At 71.3% G+C, this 16,690-nt stretch carries 11 protein-coding genes; 3 read left to right on the top strand and 8 right to left on the bottom strand.

What is annotated here, in order from left to right:
* From ACOZ38_RS21475 to ACOZ38_RS21445, 7 genes are all read right to left on the bottom strand, one after another.
* Nucleotides 1–1,263 carry a sensor histidine kinase gene (locus ACOZ38_RS21475; RefSeq protein ID WP_424532986.1) on the bottom strand — a complete coding sequence of 421 codons (1,263 nt, stop codon included), beginning with the start codon at nt 1,261–1,263 and terminating at the stop codon, nt 1–3.
* 35 nt (nt 1,264–1,298) lie between these two features.
* Nucleotides 1,299–1,979 (bottom strand): alpha/beta hydrolase, encoded by a 681-nt coding sequence (locus ACOZ38_RS21470; protein WP_424532984.1) that lies wholly within the window; start codon nt 1,977–1,979, stop codon nt 1,299–1,301.
* Between the two features lie 156 nt (nt 1,980–2,135).
* Entirely contained in the window at nt 2,136–3,938 is a 1,803-nt protein-coding gene (locus tag ACOZ38_RS21465) for an RNA polymerase subunit sigma-70 (RefSeq protein WP_424532983.1), read from the bottom strand.
* A 119-nt stretch (nt 3,939–4,057) separates the two neighbouring features.
* The gene (locus tag ACOZ38_RS21460; RefSeq protein WP_424532981.1) at nt 4,058–6,061 is read right to left on the bottom strand and encodes a GTP-binding protein; all 2,004 of its coding nucleotides are present in this window, start codon (nt 6,059–6,061) and stop codon (nt 4,058–4,060) included.
* 140 nt (nt 6,062–6,201) lie between these two features.
* Complete coding sequence (locus ACOZ38_RS21455) at nt 6,202–6,834, bottom strand: class I SAM-dependent methyltransferase (RefSeq protein ID WP_424532979.1); 633 nt, start codon at nt 6,832–6,834, stop codon at nt 6,202–6,204.
* A gap of 38 nt (nt 6,835–6,872) precedes the next feature.
* Nucleotides 6,873–7,928 carry an NAD(P)/FAD-dependent oxidoreductase gene (locus tag ACOZ38_RS21450; protein WP_424532978.1) on the bottom strand — a complete coding sequence of 352 codons (1,056 nt, stop codon included), beginning with the start codon at nt 7,926–7,928 and terminating at the stop codon, nt 6,873–6,875.
* A gap of 83 nt (nt 7,929–8,011) precedes the next feature.
* Nucleotides 8,012–8,758 (bottom strand): TetR/AcrR family transcriptional regulator C-terminal domain-containing protein, encoded by a 747-nt coding sequence (locus tag ACOZ38_RS21445; protein ID WP_424532977.1) that lies wholly within the window; start codon nt 8,756–8,758, stop codon nt 8,012–8,014.
* Between the two features lie 63 nt (nt 8,759–8,821).
* Between ACOZ38_RS21445 and ACOZ38_RS21440 the strand changes: the two genes are divergently transcribed.
* Nucleotides 8,822–10,288 carry a hypothetical protein gene (locus ACOZ38_RS21440; protein WP_424532976.1) on the top strand — a complete coding sequence of 489 codons (1,467 nt, stop codon included), beginning with the start codon at nt 8,822–8,824 and terminating at the stop codon, nt 10,286–10,288.
* 79 nt (nt 10,289–10,367) lie between these two features.
* Here ACOZ38_RS21440 and ACOZ38_RS21435 read toward each other — a convergent pair whose 3' ends face one another.
* Nucleotides 10,368–14,033: a choice-of-anchor D domain-containing protein gene (locus tag ACOZ38_RS21435; RefSeq protein ID WP_424532974.1), complete on the bottom strand. Its 3,666-nt coding sequence runs from the start codon at nt 14,031–14,033 to the stop codon at nt 10,368–10,370.
* A gap of 367 nt (nt 14,034–14,400) precedes the next feature.
* Here ACOZ38_RS21435 and ACOZ38_RS21430 point away from each other — a divergent pair, with 367 nt between their 5' ends.
* On the top strand, nt 14,401–15,054 hold the full coding sequence (locus tag ACOZ38_RS21430) for a TetR/AcrR family transcriptional regulator (RefSeq protein ID WP_405148624.1): 654 nt from the start codon (nt 14,401–14,403) through the stop codon (nt 15,052–15,054).
* Nucleotides 15,055–15,141: 87 nt separating this feature from the next.
* On the top strand, nt 15,142–16,659 hold the full coding sequence (locus ACOZ38_RS21425) for an MFS transporter (RefSeq protein WP_424532973.1): 1,518 nt from the start codon (nt 15,142–15,144) through the stop codon (nt 16,657–16,659).
* Nucleotides 16,660–16,690 lie beyond the last annotated feature (31 nt).

Genomic DNA, 16,690 nt, shown 5'->3' with positions numbered 1-16,690 from the left:
TCATCCTCCTGGAACGCCCGCGGGGCCGGTGACGAGCACGAGGACCGCCGCGGTGAGCGCGAGCGCGACCACCCAGAGGCGGTCGCGGCCCGGGGCCGCCGCCGGGGGCCCGGTCTCCTCGACGGCCTCGGCGAGCGGCAGCATGGCGACGAGCCGGAACTCCGCGTCCGAGGTTCTGGTGTGGAAGACGCCGCCGGCGAGCCGCACCCGCTCGTCCAGCCCGGCCAGCCCGTGCCCGGTGCGCCCGGACGAGGCGGCCGGGTGCGCTGGAAGGGGGTTGCGGACGCTCACCAGGAGGGTGTCGCCCTCCCCGCGCAGCGCCACCGTGACCGGCTGACCCGGCGCGTGCCTGGCCGCGTTGGTCAGCCCTTCCTCCACCACCCGGTACGCGGCGTGCTCGGCGACCGGGGCCGGCACGCCGGCGGTCCCCTCGCGCAGCACCGTCACCGGGGTGCCCGCGGCGCGGAACTCGGCCGCCAGCCCGTCGAGCGCGCCGAGCGAGCGCGTGCCGGGCTCCGCGCGTCCACGGAGCGCGCCGACCAGCGTGTGCAGCTCGTCCAGCGAGTGCCGGGCGGTGGCGGCGAGCTCCTGGACGGCCTCTCGCTGGCGCGGCGGCAGGTGCGTCACCTCCAGCGCGGCGGCCTGGATCGAGATCAGGCTGAGCCGGTGGCCAAGGGAGTCGTGGACGTCCCTGGCGATCCGCAGCCGCTCGCGCAGCCGTTCCTGGTCGGCCAGGAGGGCGTGCTCCCTGCGCTGCTGCCGCCTGTGGGCGTCCCGGGCCGACCGCAGGCTGCGATGCTGGGCCAGATAGCGCCCGAGCACCACGGGCAACGCCACGAAGACCACGTATCCGCTCACCACGGGACCCGGCGGCGCGGACAGCAGGAGCAGCTGCCAGGCCAGGCCGCAGACGACGCCCACCGCGGCGACGGCGATGCCCGATCGCGACACGACCAGCCGCCCGGTCTGGTAGGCGGTCCACACGAGCAGCGCGCTCGGCCCGCCGGGCGGCGCGAGCGCCAGCGCCGCCAGGAAAGCGGGCACGGGCAGCCGCGACGCCATCGCCGCGACCACGGCGATGCCCGTCACCCGGGCGGCCGTCACCCAGCCGTGCGGGCCTCCGGGGTAGAGCAGGACGGCGTCGGCGACCGCGACGAGGAGGGCGGCGACGGCCCATCTCAGGGCCCGGTCGGACCCGCGTGCGGTGTCCATGGCGGCGACGGCCCATCTCAGAGCCCGGTCGGACCCGCGTGCGGTGCCCATGGCGACGACTTTACCCGCCGCTCCTTCAGCGCGGCTCACGCCGGCTCGGCCTGGTAGGCCTCCAGTCGATCGGCCAGCTCCTTGGGGCGGCTGAGGGCGACGCAGTGGCCGCCGTCGATCTCGTCCGGCGGGATGCCGAGGCGTTGCCCGACGACCCGGCGCATGAATTCCGCCGGGAAGAAGCGGTCGTCGCGGCAGAGCAGGAATCTCGTCGGCACCGCGGGCCACGCTTGAAGCGGCCATGGCTTCAGGAAAGGTGTGGCCGACTGATCACGGCGCCTCTCGGCCGCCTCCGCCGCCAGCGCGGGTGGCACGTCGTGGAGGAACAGGGCGGTGTCGTCGCCGGGTGCCCTGCCGTCGCGTTCGTCCTGCTCGTGCCTGGCCTGTTCCCAGCCGGTGTTGGTCCACCACTGGCCGGGCGACTCGCCCGGCGCGGGGATCATCGCCGTCAGCAGCACCAGCAGATCGACCGGTACTCGTTCGCACACCAGGGGTGCGGTGAATCCACCGAAGGACTGAGCGACCACGACGAGACCGGTGCGGTCGCCGATGGCGTCGATCACCGAGTCGGTGTACTCGGCCAGCCCGGCCGAGTCATCGTCGCAGGGCAGGTCGGGCGCGACCACGTCGTGGCCCCGCGCACGCAGTTCGGCGTTCAGCAGATGCCAGTACCAGGAGTCGGACGCGGCGCCGGGGATCAGGACATAGGTGCTCATGACGGGTCGGCCTCCTGGCAGTGGTGACGGTCAGGGCGGATTCCGGTCCCGGTCGTCACAGTCGGCCCCGGCGCTCGAAGTCCTTCATGCCGGTGCCGCCGGGCGGCCTGGTCTGGAAATCCAGCGCCGTCACATCTTCGCGATCGTCGGGCCCCATCAGCGTTCCTCACCGTCGTCGACCTCGCGGATCGAGGTCGTCCGCTGTTGAGACGGTGAGGCGGCCGGAAAGGAATCACCGCCCCCGCCCGGGCCGGGGAGCTGGGACAGCGTCAGCGGCAGATCGAACGCGGGGAACAAGTGCGGCTCGAAGACGGTGATCTCGGCGATCTTCCCGTCCTCCACCCGCAGCACGTTGAGCACCTGAGCCCGATACTCGGTTTCTCCCGGCAGCCGGACGTACCCCGCCACCGCCGGCTGCCGGTTCGCCCGGGTGGGCACGCTCCGCCACTGTGCTTGGTACAGCGGCGAGCCAGGTCCGAAGACATGTGCGGTGAAGTCCGCGACCGCCTTGCGACCGGAGAACCAGAACGGAAGCGGAGGCATCGTCACCCGTACGTCCTCGCTCAGCAACCGTGCGAAGGCGGCCGTGTCGGCTCGCTCGTGGGCGTCCATGAAGCGCCGCAGCAATGCCCGCTCCTGCGCGGTCGCGGGCGTTGACGGCGCCCACTCCTCCCGGCGCCGCGGAAGGTGCGTCCGCAAGGTCGGTCGCGCCCGCTGCAGGGCACTCTTCACCGAGGCGACGCTCAACCCCAGCGCCGCGGAAGACTCCTTGGCCGACCAGCCGAGCACGTCCCGCAGGATCAGCACCGCACGTTGCCTGGGAGGCAGGTGCTGGATGGCGACCAGGAAGGCCAGTTCGATGGTCTCCTTGCCGACCGCGGCGGCGTCCGGCTCCACGTCGCCCGCTGCCGCCGGCTCCAGCAGCCGGTCCGGGAAGGGCTGCAGCCACCGGATCTCGTCCGGCGGCGCCCCGGGTGCGTCGCTCGCCTGCGCGGCCTCCCGCGGGAGCGGGCGGCGCGGGTGCCGGTCGAGGAAGTCGATACAGGCGTTCGTCGCGATCCGGTAGAGCCACGCGCGGAAGCTGGAACGGCCCTGAAAGCCTTCGCGTTTGCGCCACGCCCGCAGGAACGTCTCCTGCACCAGATCTTCGGACTCCTCGAACGAGCCGACCATCCGGTAGCAGTGCACCCGCAGCTCCCGCCGATATCGCTCGACAAGCCCGGCGAACGCCGACTCGTCGCCACCCTGGACCGCGGCGACGGTCGCGGCCTCGTCATTCAGGCTCGCCCCATCTCCCTCGGCTACCGCGAGCCGCCGGCCGCGGCTGCTCACGCCGGCGGTCCGACCCCTGCCGGCCGGAGGGACGACATCGGAGAGGTAGCGGTGCAGGGATGTCTTGGGGATGCCGGTCTCGGCCGCGATCCGGCCGAGGGAGTCGCCCTGGGCCTTCAGCGACCGGGCGTATTCGATCTTGTCGGCGGGGTGGGCGACGGGCCGGCCGACGTGCCGGCCGCCCGCTTCGGCGACGGCGCGGGCGTGGGCGGCGCGCTCAGCGGCGAAGGTCCGTTCCATCTCGGCGAACAGCGCGAGCAGCAGGGAGGCGATGCGGCCCACGCCCTCGTCGGCGCTGTCGATGGGGAGCGGGTCGGCCAGCGAGCGGACACCGATGCCGCGCTCGGACAGCTCGTGCACGAGGTTCAGCACCTCGCGGAGGTTGCGGCCGATCCGGTCCAGGGTGTGCACGACGATCGTGTCCCCGGCACGCGCGCGGGCCAGGAGCCGGTCTAGGCCCGCACGTCCGGGGGCGGTTCCGGTCCTGTCGTCGGTGTAGATCCGCCCAGCGGGGATGCCGGCGGCGGTCAGCGCGTCGAGTTGCCGGTCCAGGGACCGCTTGGTGGCGGACACGCGAGCGTAGCCGAGGTCGAGCCCACGCTGCGGGTGATCGGTGCCGGTTCCCACGACGGCGAATGTACCGGAATTCACCCTCGTACGGTTTTTCTGGAACGAATTCTGGAATGCGTCCGGCTCGGCGAGCTCTCTGGACCCGGTCCTACGTGGACGCCGCCGACTGGTGACGGTCAGCCGCCCTCCCCCCGTCCGGTGACGCGCCGCTGCACCTGAAGGAGGTACTCCTCGCGGTTGAGCGGATTGTGGTCCGACCTGGGCCGGGCCGGGGGAGTGCCGCGGACCGGCTCGTAGTGGTCGAAGGCGCATTCCAGCACGCCCTCGCCGCGGGTCAGCGCCGGGAGCCGCTGCTCCAGCTCGTGCACGGAGGCGGCGGGGATCTCACCCTCGATCACGCACGACGAGTCGCGCATCGCCGGCGTCCGCGGGACGGCGCGCAACCGTGCGAGCACGGGCAGCACCGAGCCGAAGGTGTCCGCCGGGATCTCCAGGCTGAGGCGGTGCATGGGCTCGTACACCGTGGTGCCGGCCCGCCTGAGAGCGTCGACCACCACCAGCGGCGTCAGGTTGCGGAAGTCCCCGCCTGTGCTGGACATGCTCTTGTCGAAGCTGGCGTGGGCGTGGCTCTGCCGTGGCGCGTACCCGGAGTGCGTCAGGGTGACCATGCAGTCGGTGACCTGCCAGCCGTGGAGCCCCTGGCGCAGCGTCTCGTGCACGGTCTCCTGCACCGCCTTGAGGAACGCGGGCGGGAGAGCCCCGAGCTCGATCTCCAGCCCGAACCGCACTCCGGAGCCCACCGGAGCCGGTTCGACGCGCAGCCCGATGGTCGCGAGGAAGGGGTTCGGCTCCTTGCCCATGACCTCGACGGCCGCGCCGGTGCCGGCCGGCCGCTCGACGCAGATGGTGGTCGTCTCGCGGAATGTGACCTCCACCCCGAAGTCGTTCGCCAGCGTCGCCTGGATGACCTCCTTCTGGACCTCGCCGTAGAGCGAGACGGAGATCTCCTGCCGGACGTCGTCCTGCCGCAGGTCGATCAGCGGGTCCTGCTCGGCGAGCTGGACGAGCGCCGCGTGCAGCGCGCCCTTGTCGGCGGGGCGGGAGACGACGACCGTCTCCAGCGTCGGCGGGGCGAAACGGTGGCGCGCCGAGGTCGTCCGCGGCACGCCGATCGTGTCTCCGACGCGCACCCCGACGAGCCCCCAGAGCATGCCGATCTCTCCTGCGGAGACCGACGGGCGCGGGACGGCGGAGCCCCGGTCGAAGACGCTGATCGCGGTGACCTTCCCCTCCTGGTCCCGGCGGAACCGCAGCCGGTCGCGCACCCGGACGGTTCCGGAGAACACGCGAACGTACGCGATCTTCTCCCCGGCCGGGCCGCGCTCGATCTTGAAGACGGCGCCCGAGAGCGGGCCCGCGGCGTCGCCCTCGGTCGCGGGCAGGAGCTCGCTGATGCCGGTCATCAGCGAGTCCACGCCCGCACCCGTGATCGCCGAGCCGAAGAACACCGGATGCACCAGCGCCCGCCTGGCCTGCGCCTCCAGCTCGTCCCTGAGCCGCTCGCGGGACACCGGCTTCTCGTCGTCGAGGTACGCGGCGAGGAACGCGTCGTCGTGGTCGGCGAGCAGCTCGGCCAGCCTGGCCGTGAAGTCCGCCGCGTCGGCGCCGTGCGGCGTGAAGGACGGACAGCGCGTGCCGAGGCCGCGCACCGATCCCATCGGGATGATCGACGGCGTCAGCCTGTCGGATATTTCCCGCAGCACCTTCTCGTACTGCGCGCCACCGCGGTCGATCTTGTTCACGAAGACGAGCGTGGGCGTGCCCAGCCGCAGCAGCGTGCGCATCAGCACGCGGGTCTGGGCCTGCACGCCCTCCACGGCCGAGACGACCAGCACGGCGCCGTCGAGCACGTCCAGCACCCGCTCGACCTCGGCGATGAAGTCCGGGTGGCCGGGCGTGTCGATCAGGTTGACGGTGACGTCGCCGATGACGAACGACACGACGGCGGACTTGATCGTGATGCCGCGCTCCCGTTCGAGCGCCAGGGAGTCGGTCTGGGTGCTGCCGTCGTCGACGCTGCCGATCTCGTCGATGACGCCGGCGGCGTGGAGCAGCCGCTCGGTCAGGCTGGTCTTACCGGCGTCTACGTGTGCCAGAATCCCCAGGTTCAAAGTGCGCACTAAACGTCATGTCCTCTAGGTAGATGGAAACTTCCTTTCTGGTGGACATCGACGTTTCACGCATTTCGGTCTCCTTGGTTGATCGGCTCTGTGGGTCAGTGCAGCAGACGGCGGCCACGGAGAGCAACCGGTTTACCGATTCACCCGGCCAGGCGCCGGATCTTGAGCGTGTTGTCCGTGCGGGTGGTCGGCTTCCCGTCGGGGTCGTTCTGGATCCGCTCGTGCTCGTCGCTGAGCAGCACCTCCCACTCCCCGTCCCGCAGGTCGAGGGATTCGAGGACCTCTTCCGGGGTGGGGAAGTGGATGTCGGGATGGTGGTCGTGCTCCCAGGCGGGGAACCCCGCGTGCCCGACGACGAGGAGGACCCCGCCCGGCGCGACGGCCGAGGCCGCGTTACGCAGGATCTTCTCCCGCGGCATGTCGCCATGGGAGTGCAGGAACTGCGCGGAGACCAGGTCGAAGACCCCGGCGGGGAAGGACGACGCGAGGTCGTGCCGCTGCCACTCGATGCGGCCGGCCACGCCGGCCTCGGCCGCGTGCCCGGCCGCGCGGTCGAGGGCGACGCGGGAGATGTCGACGGCGGTGACCTGCCACCCCTGCCGGGCCAGCCAGATCGCGTCGGCTCCCTCGCCGCATCCGAGGTCCAGGGCTCTGCCCGGTTCCATGCCGGTGACCTCGTGGACCAGCACGGTGTTGGGGTTCCCGCTCCAGATCTGGTCGCTCTGGCTGTAGCGGTCGTCCCAGAACTCCGCGTCCGAGGTGATGTCGGTCATGTGTGCGTTCTCCTTGCTGGTTTCGGGCCGGGGCGGGGTCACAGGCCGTGCCGGCGGTCGCCGAGCACGCGCTCGCATGCTTCGCGTTCCATCTGGGCGGAGAAGGGGGCGAGGCGGGCGGCGACGGCCCGGCGGGTCTCCTCGCCCACCAGGTCCATGTTGATCGCCGCGCCGGCGCGCACACCCGCGCCGGCGGCGCCGACGACCTGCTCGGTGAGGTTGGCGACGTTGCCGGCCACCCACACCCCGGGGAGCTCCGTGGCCCCGGAGCCGTCGGCGGCGACGTAGCTGCCGATCACCTGTCCTCCGATCTCCTGCTCGGTGGTGCCGAGGCCCAGGCTGGTGAGGACATCGGCGCGGGCGGTCAGGCGTGGCAGGACAACCAGAGCCTGGCAGAAGATCACCCTGCCGTCGTCCAGGCGTACGCCGGTGAGCCGGTCGCCCGCTACCTCCAGATTCGTCACCTGTCCACGGGCCACGGCGATGTCGCGGGCGGCCAGTTGCGCGTGCTCCTCCTCGCCTGGCTCGGGCGCGGTGTGGAGGAAGAGGGTGACGTCCTTGCTCCACTGCCGCCACAGCAGGGCCTGGTGGACGGCCATCGGCCCGGTGGCCAGGATGCCGATCGCCTGGTCGCGCACCTCCCAGCCGTGGCAGTACGGGCAGTGCAGCACGTCGCGGCCCCATCGCTCTGCCATGCCCGGCACCTCGGGCAGCTCGTCGACCAGGCCGGTGGTCACCAGCAGCCGGTCCGCCGCGACCATGGACCCGTCGCGAAGCACGACGTTGAAGCCACCCGCGTCCAGGCGCTCGGCGGCCACGACGTCCCCCGTGACGATCTCGCCGCCGTAGCCGGTCACCTCGGCGCGGCCGTCGGCCAGGAGCCGCGAGGGCGCGATCCCCTCGCGTGCCAGGTAGGTGTGGACGTGGGCCGCCGGGGCGTTGCGCGGCCGGCCCGCGTCGATCACCAGCACCGAGCGGCGTGCCCTGGCCAGGGTCAGCGCCCCGCTCAGCCCGGCGGCGCCACCGCCGACCACCACCACGTCGTAGTGGCGTTCCTCGCTTATCGGAATATCGGGCAATGTCTGTTCGGTCATGTGCGGTACCTCCGTTCACTGGAGATGATCCGCCCATGCCCGCGCGTATGACAACATTCGTTGCCAAGGCGGCAAACGGGTGATCAGACGGGTGAGGGGCGGGGACCGGGGGCGGGAAGCCGCCGGGCGATGCCGTCGAGGAGGAATTCGAGCCCGAGACCGAACTGCTCGTCCATGGTCGGGCCGCTGGGGCGGGCGAGCCAGGACGCCAGGTGCGGGAGGCGCCCGTCCGCGGCGGCCAGGTCGTGCACCGCCGTCATCGCGGCGTGCAGCCTCGCGCCGTCGTCCAGGCCGTGGCGCCGGGTGATCCTTGCCTCTTCGGCCTCCTGCATCCCGCTGCCGAAGATGTGCCGGTCGACGAGTGCCGCGTAGGTCATCGCCTCGGCGACGGTCGCGCCCTGCCCGGTGAGCACGGTGAGCATGAACTCCAGGCGGAGCATCATGCTCGGACCGGCAGGAGGGCGGGTGTGGATCAGCAGCGCGTACCAGGGGTGCCTCCGGTTCATCTCCCTGGTGGCCGTGGCCAGGCCGAGCAGGTCGGCACGCCAGTCGCCGCTCGGCCGCGCCGGGATCGGGATCTCGGCGGTGGCCGTGTCGAGCATCAGGTCGACGAGGCCTTCCTTGCTGTGCACGTAGCGGTACAGCGCCATCGGCGAGTACGGCCCGAGGCGGGCGGCCACCGCCTTCATGGTGAGCGCGGCCGGTCCGGCCTCGTCGGCGAGGGCGATCGCGGCGGCCACGATCTCCTCCCGCCCGAGGGTGCGCTGCCGCGGCGGCGGCGGTGGCTGGTTCCAGACCAGCGGGACCGGGCTCTCGGTGGACTCTCCCATATTCGAAGTGTACGGTATAAACCCTAGTTTATTACGTAAACTCTCCTCCAAGGAGGTCCGCCGATGACAACCGGTCCCTTCGACCCATCCGGCATCCGGCTGGGGGTCGTGCGCGGCATCAGCTACGGGCTGTTCGGCAAGCCCGACGAGTTCGCCCCCCAGGCCAGAGCGCTCGGGGCCACGCTGGTGCGGGCGTACGTGTACTGGGGCCAGGTCGAGCCGAGCCCCGGCGACTACGTGTGGGACACGGTCGACGCACTGCTGGACCAGCTGGACGGCGACGAGGAGGTCTGGATCACCCTGTGCTCCAGCTCGCCGTGGGCGACCCGGGAGCCGACCGACTTCCTGCCTCCGTCCCCCGCGCTCGACCTCGGCGCGTACGGCCGGTTCGTCCGCGAGGTGGTGGGCCACTGCGCGGGACGGGTGCACTACTGGCAGTGTGACAACGAGCCGAGCAACACCGGCCTGCTGTGGGCGGGCGCCGCGGCCGAGTACGTCACGCAGCTCCGGGTGATGTACGCGGCGGTGAAGGAGGCCGACCCCGCCGCGGCGGTGGTGCTCGGCGGCTGCGGCTACGACGTCTTCAGCGAAGGCGACGACGGCGAGCCCCGGCGGTTCTTCGACCACCTGGTGTCCGAGGGCCGAGACGCGTTCGACCTGTTCGACGTGCACCTGTACGGCGACCCCGCGACGGCTCCGGCCCGCATCGACACGGCCCGGCGGATGATGCGCGCCCACGGGTACGCCAAGCCTGTCGTGGTCGGCGAGTACGCGGGGCCGGTGCCGTTCGACATCCCCGAGGTCGAGGCGGTCATGAGGCAGGTGTTCACCGAGGTGTTCACCGAGGCCCCCGCCACCCAGAGCACCGCGGAGCTCACGGCGCGGGCGAGCCAGGACACCCCGGAGAAGCGCGCGATGACCGCGCTGTACGAGCGGATGCCACAGCTGCCGCGGAAACTCCAGATGTTCATGGCCGGCTGCCCCGACGAGCTGGAGGCCAGGCGGCACCGGATCAACTGCCGCCGGCTCGTCATGTGCAACCTGCTGGCCCTCGCCGCGGGTGTGCGCCGCACCGCGTACTGGAACCTCGCGCACGAGGTGCCCGGGCCGGTCGACCACCTTCAGATGATGCACCTGATGTTCGGCAAGCTGCCGCTGATGGACTACCGGGGCACCGCGCTCGCCGCCCGCAATCCGGCGGGCGACACCTTCGCCCTGACGGCCGGGCAGCTCGCCGGGGTGCGGAACGTGACCCGCGTGGAGGTGGCCGACCGGCCGGCGCTGTACGCGTTCGAGGTCGACCGCGCCGGACGGGAACCGCTGCTCGTGCTCTGGGACGACCGCGACATGTTCGACGGGGAGGACGACCCGCCCGTCACCGTCTCGTGGCCGTGGTCCGCGCCCGCCGCGACCGCGGTCGACGCGCTCGGCGGGACCCCCGCCGTCGAGGTCGGCGGGGGGATGCTGCGGCTGCCGGTGTCGGTCACGCCCGTCTTCGTCACCGCGGCGACGCCCGGGCGGCCGTCCTGAACGCGTTTCTGGAACGGGAAAGGGAGTGCCGGAGGAGGCGTGCACGCCCCCTCCGGCACTCCCGGGCCTGGTACGAGGACTACGAGGCGTAGACCTCGAACTCCGACAGCTGGCCGGCGGGCCAGCCGCTGTTGGCGGTGAAGGTCAGGCGCAGGTGGCGCCTGCTGGTGGCCGGGAAGGTGATCGTGGCCGTGTTGCCGGTGGCCGGGTCGAAGGTGTACGCCGCCGAGCCGACGACGTTGGTGAAGTTCGTCCCGTCGGTGCTGCCGAGGACGGTGAGCGTCTGGGTGCGGGTGGCCCAGGCGGTGGCCGGGGGCAGCTTGAGCACGATCCGGCCGACGCTGACGGCGGACCCGAGGTCGACGGTGATCGACTGCGGGAAGGCGTTGTTGGCCGACTCCCAGTAGGTGCTCGCGTTGCCGTCGACGGCGTTGCCCGAGCCGTACACCTGGGAGTGGCTGGTCTCGGTGGTCGGCCTGCCCTGCGCCAGGTTGGTGACAGGAGCGGTGCCGCCGGTGCCGGTGAGGGCGACGGTCAGCGGGCCGTTCGGGTCGTTGCTGGCCACGCTCAGGGTGCCCGTGCGGGTGCCCGTCGCGGTCGGGGTGAAGGTGACGTTGACCGTGCAGGACGCGCCGGCGGCCAGCGTGGCGCCGCAGGTCTTGGTCTGCGCGTAGTCACCGGTGGTGGCGACCGTGCCGAGCGTGGCCGATCCGGTGCCGTTGTTGGTGACCGTCACGGCCTGCGCCGGGCTGGTGCTGCCGACCGTCCTCGCGTCGAACGCCAGGCTGGCCGGGGAGGCCGCCAGTGACACGGTCGGGGCGGGGCCGCCGCCGGGGAAGATCTGGAACTCGGCCATCTGCGCCGCGGGCCAGCCGGAGTTGGCGGTGAAGTTCAGCCGGACCTGCCGCGCGGTGGTGGTGGTCAGGGGGATGGTGACGGTGTTGCCGCTCGCGGGGTTGAAGGTGTAGGCGGCGGAGGCCTTCAGGGTCGTCCAGGTCGTGCCGTCGGTGCTGCCCTGGACGGACAGGGTCTGCGTCCTGGTCGCCCACGCCGCGGGCGGCGGGAGCTTGAGGGTGACAGAGCCGATGCTCTGCGCGCTGCCGAGGTCGGCCTGCAGCCACTGCGGGAAGGCGTTGCTGTTGGACTCCCAGTAGGTGCCGGTGTTGTCGTCGTTGGCGTTGCCGGGCGGGAACCCGCCGTTGGAGCTGCTCGCCGTCATCGTCGCGCCGAGGGCGAGGTTGGTGGTCGAGGTGATGCCGCTGCCGGAGAGGTTCACCGTCAGGGGGCTGTTCACGTCGTTGCTCGCCACCTTGACGGTGCCGGGCCGGCTGCCGGAGGCGGTCGGGGTGAAGGTGACGCTGACCGTGCAGGACGCGCCCGCGGCCAGCGAGCTGCCGCAGGTGGTGGTCTGGGCGTAGTCACCGGTGGTGGTGACGCCGCTCAGGGTCGCCGCCGCGGTGCCGCTGTTGGTGACGGTGACGGCCTGCGCCGGGCTGGTCGTGCCGGACTGCCGCGCCCCGAAGGACAGGCTGCCGGGGGAGGCGGTCAGCGCGACGCCGTTGGTGCCGCTTCCGGTGAGGCTGACGGTCACGGGACCGCCGGGGGCGCTGCTGGCGACAGTGAGCGTGCCGGTGCGGGTGCCGGTCGCGGTCGGCTTGAAGGTGACGTTGACCGTGCAGGACGCGCCCGCGGCAAGCGAGCTGCCGCAGTTGTTGGTCTGGGCGTAGTCGCCGCTGACGGTCACCGAGCCGATCGGGGCCGCCGTGGTGGCTCCGTTCGAGATGGTGACGGCCTGCGCGGGGCTGGTGCTGCCGACCTGGCGCGCCTCGAAGGAGACGAGGCCGGGGGAGCCGGACAGGCCGCCCGTGGTGCCGCCGCCGCCGGGGTAGATGTAGTTCGGGTCGGGCCAGGTGCCGGTGCAGGTGGTGGAGGTGGGGCTCCAGCCGGTGTTGCCCGTGCCGACGGTCGGCGTGAAGCTCGTGCCGACGCAGTTGTGGATGGCGACGCCCGCGCCGATGTGGTTGGCCTTGACGTTGGTGAACGTCGTCGTGGCCCCCGACTGCGCCTGGATCATGTACGTGCCGGTGCCGTCGATGTTGACGTTGTTGAAGTTGACGGTCTTGGTGCTGCCCTCGATGAAGTGGATGGCGGCGTACGAGCTGTCCAGGATGTCGGTGTCGGTGACGTTGATCGTCGCGTTCACCGGCTCGTTGAGCCCGCTGAACCAGATGGCGCCGACGCCGAAGTGCCAGTTGTAGTCGTTGTTGCCCGCCCGGAGCAGGGTGTTGCGCGCGGCGGTGATCGTGCCGGCGACCGCGGTGCCCTGGCCGGAGTTGACGCCCGGGTAGCGGTTGGCGATGTGGATCCCGCCGCCGTTGCTGATGGTGTCGCTGACCACGTTGTCGGTGATCTTGATGTCCCTGCCGCCGTAGGTGACGATGTTGTTCGCCAGGATCGGCAGGATCACCGTGTTGTGCGTGAACGAGTCGTTGACGTTCGGCACCCGCTCCGGCCACATGGCCAGGCCGTCGTCGCCGGTGTTGCGCACGAAGGTGTTGGTCACCGTGGAGTTGGTCACGCCGGTGTGGAAGTTCACGCCGTCGGCGGTCTGGTCCAGGATGCGGCTGTTCTTGATGGTGAAGTTGTCCATCGGGCCGTCCATCCAGGCGCCGACCTTGGTGTGCTGCATCCAGACGTTGTCGACGACCGAGTCGGTCATCGCGCCGCCCATGGCGTTGACCTGGTCGTTGTCCTCACGCTCTGTGATCTCGCCGATGATGGCGAAGTCCTTGAGCGTGACGTTGCGGCTCGGGCCGCCGGCCTCCTGCGGCCGGATCTCGCCTCCGTAGCCGCCGCCCTGGACGTACTTGCCGTAGACGCCGACGCCCCGGTTGCGCTGGGTGGGGTGGCGCCCGGTCAGCACGCTGTACCAGGGGCCCGCTCCGGCCAGGGTCACGCCGTCCACGACGACGTGGTCCCACAGGGTGTAGGTGCCCTCGGGGATGTAGACGACCTTGCCCTGGGCCTTGCCGGCGTCCACCGCGGCCTGGAAGGCGGCCGTGGAGTCGGTGGTGCCGTTGCGCGCGGCGCCGAAGTCGTCGACCGACAGCGACCCGGCGGGCCGGGCGATCGGGCCGGGGACGACCTCGAAGTCCGCCAGGTCGACGGTGATCGGGATGCCGCCGTTGGACTGCACGCGGACCTTGGCGCCAGCGGCGAGCGTGGAGCCGAACATGGTCCGCGTCTCGTCGTAGAAGTGGTGGGGGTTGGTGTCGCCGGGGTTGTTGTTGAACGGGTAGCCGCCGTAGTACCAGCCGTACCGCGAGGTGAGGGTTAGGTCCTTCAGGTGCGTGCCGTTGACCCGCAGGTCGGCGGTGGTGTTCTGGCCGGTTCCTGCGGCGTTGTCCGGCACGCTGTAGCGCAGCGACATCGCGTTGGCCGGTCTGGTGAGGGTGAACTCCACGTACTGGCCGGACCCGCTGAGCGTCACCGCCCTGCGGCCCGACGCCTCGGAGGGGAGATGACCGTATATGCGGTCGGGGCCGATCACCTGGCCTGAGGTGACGGCGTCTTCTGCTTCGATCTCCGCGAAGGGCACGGTGGCGCCGCGTCCCGGGAAGTCGAACGGGGAGTCGGCTCGTGTGGCCGCCGAGGCGGAGGTGCCCGGCACGAAGGCCAGCCCTCCCGCCGTCAGCGCCACGACCGTGGCGATCGTCCAGGCCTTCAGCCTGCCGGACTTGTTCATCGACTGACCCTTCATCCAACGAAGAGCCGGACGCTTCGCGGCCAGTGACACAGACCGGTGGTGCCCGGGGGGTACCCACACCTTAAAATGACGAACAGATGTCTGCAAGATTTCAGCGGTTCCCTGCAATGTAACGACTAGATTGCGCTGTTTCCGCTACGAGGCCGGTGGTGGCCCCTGGGGGCGATCCGCGCACACCGGCGGCGGGTGCCCGAGACGGGTGAAGTGGGCGTACTCAGCGTGATGTGATGCAGGTCACAAGGCTTCGTGAAATTTCCGGGGAGGGTGTCCCCGTTTGCACCTACGTTCGGGAAACGGGGAACAAGTCCCCGATTCGTACGGCAGGTGAACAGAAAGGGTTGCCGCCATGGGCACCGTGAACACGACCGCCGAGCGGAGCCACGGTCCCCGGATGCGGGCGGACGCGTCGCGCAACCGGGAGCGGATCGTGGCCGCCGCGCGCGAGGCGTTCGTGGAGTACGGCGCCGAGGTGACCCTCGACCAGATCGCACGGCGGGCCGGGGTGGGCAACGCGACCATCTACCGGCACTTCACCGACCGCCCGGAGCTGATCCGCCAGGTGACCCTGGAGGTCATGGACCGCATAGTGGAGCTGGCCGAATCGGCGCTCGCCGAGGCGCCGGACGCGTTCGAGGCGCTTCGGCGTTTCGTGCACGGCGCGGCCGGCGAGCGGATCGGGGCCCTCTGCCCGATGCTGTCCGACGGTTGCGAGCCGATCGCCGCCGAGCTCGCCGAGAAACGCGTTCGCCTCGAAAGGGCCCTGGAGGACATCATGGAGCAGGCGCGCGACTCCGGCCTGCTCCGGTCCGACGTGGGCGCCGGTGACATCCTGATCGCACTGCCACAGCTCACCCGGCCGCTGCCGGGCACCACGTGCCTGCGTCTCGACAGGTTCGTGGAGCGTCATCTGCAGCTCTTCCTCGACGGCCTGCGCGCTCCCGCGCGGTCCACGCTGCCCGGAGCCCCCGCCACCTTCGAGGACCTCAAGGGACGCGGCTGACCAGGATCACGCCGACCGTCTGAGTCCCCCTACCACTGATCACTTCTCTTACGCCATTTTTCGCTTTCACCGATAGTGAGTTGACCCATGCCTGAAACGGCCCAGGTCCCCTTGGACCCCCGCCGCTGGAAAGCCCTCGCAATCATCGCCATAGCCCAGCTGATGGTCGTGCTCGACGCGACGATCGTGAACATCGCGCTTCCCTCCGCCCAGGCGGATCTCGGCATCTCCGACGCCAACCGCCAGTGGGTGATCACGGCCTACGCCCTGGCGTTCGGCGGGCTGCTGCTCTTCGGCGGCCGCATCGCGGACCTGTGGGGCCGCAAGCGCGCCTTCACCGCCGGCCTGATCGGCTTCGCGGGAGCCTCCGCGCTCGGCGGCGCGGCGGCCAACGAGGCCATGCTGCTCGGTGCCCGCGCGCTCCAGGGCGCCTTCGGCGCGCTGCTGGCCCCGGCCGCGTTGTCGCTGCTCGCGGTCATGTTCACCGAGTCAAGGGAACGTGCCAAAGCGTTCGGCATCTACGGCGCCATCGCGGGCGGCGGCGGCGCCGTCGGCCTGATCCTCGGAGGCTTCCTCACCGAGTACCTCGACTGGCGCTGGACCTTCTTCGTCAACATCCCCTTCGCCGCCGTCGCCGCGACGGGCGCCTTCCTCCTCATCCGCGAGCCCGCCGGCGCCCGCAACGGCAGCAGCCTCGACATCCCCGGCGTCGTCCTCGCCACCCTCGGCCTGGTCTCCCTGGTCTACGCCTTCACCCGCGCCGAGTCCGACGGCTGGACCGCGGGCGTAACCATCGGCCTGTTCGTCGCGGCCGTCGTGCTGCTCGCCGCGTTCGTGCTGGTCGAGACCAAGGTACGGGCGCCGCTGCTGCCGCTGCGCGTGCTGACCGACCGGAACCGCGCCGGCGTGTACCTGTCGCTCGGCCTGGCCACCATCGCGATGTTCGGACTGTTCCTCTTCCTCACCTACTACCTGCAGATCGTCAAGGGTTTCACGCCGGTGCAGTCGGGGTTCGCCTTCCTGCCGATGGTCGCGGGCATGATCACCGGCTCGACGCAGATCGGCGCCCGCCTGATGACCCGCGTCCCACCGAGGCTGCTGATGGCACCGGGCTTCCTCCTCGCGGCGCTCGGCATGCTGATCCTCACCCAGATGGCGACCGACAGCTCGTACGTCGGCCTGGTGCTGCCCGCGCAGCTCCTGCTCGGCCTCGGCATGGGCACCGCGTTCATGCCGGCGATGAGCCTGGCCACCTACGGCGTCAAGCCGCGCGACGCGGGTGTGGCCTCCGCGATGGTCAACACCTCACAGCAGGTCGGTGGCGCCATCGGCACCGCCCTGCTGAACACCATCGCCGCCGGCGCCGCCACCACCTGGGTCACCTCGCACGCCGCCGAGGCGCGCGGCCTCGGCACGGTCGCCTTCGCCAACCAGGCGGCGGTGCACGGCTACGCCGCGGCGATCTGGTGGGCGGTCGGCATCCTGGTGCTGTCCGCCGCCATCGTGCTCACGCTCGTCACCACCGGCCACCAGGGCGGCAACCCCGCCGCGTCCGCCGAGGGCGAGCAGGACGACACCCCAGCGATCCCGGTGCTCGCGCACTGATTCCACTGGCACATGGGAAGGGGCCCGGCAT

Source organism: Sphaerisporangium viridialbum, assembly GCF_049674955.1.
GTDB lineage: Bacteria > Actinomycetota > Actinomycetes > Streptosporangiales > Streptosporangiaceae > Sphaerisporangium > Sphaerisporangium viridialbum.
This window is presented reverse-complemented; position numbering and strand designations above follow the sequence as displayed.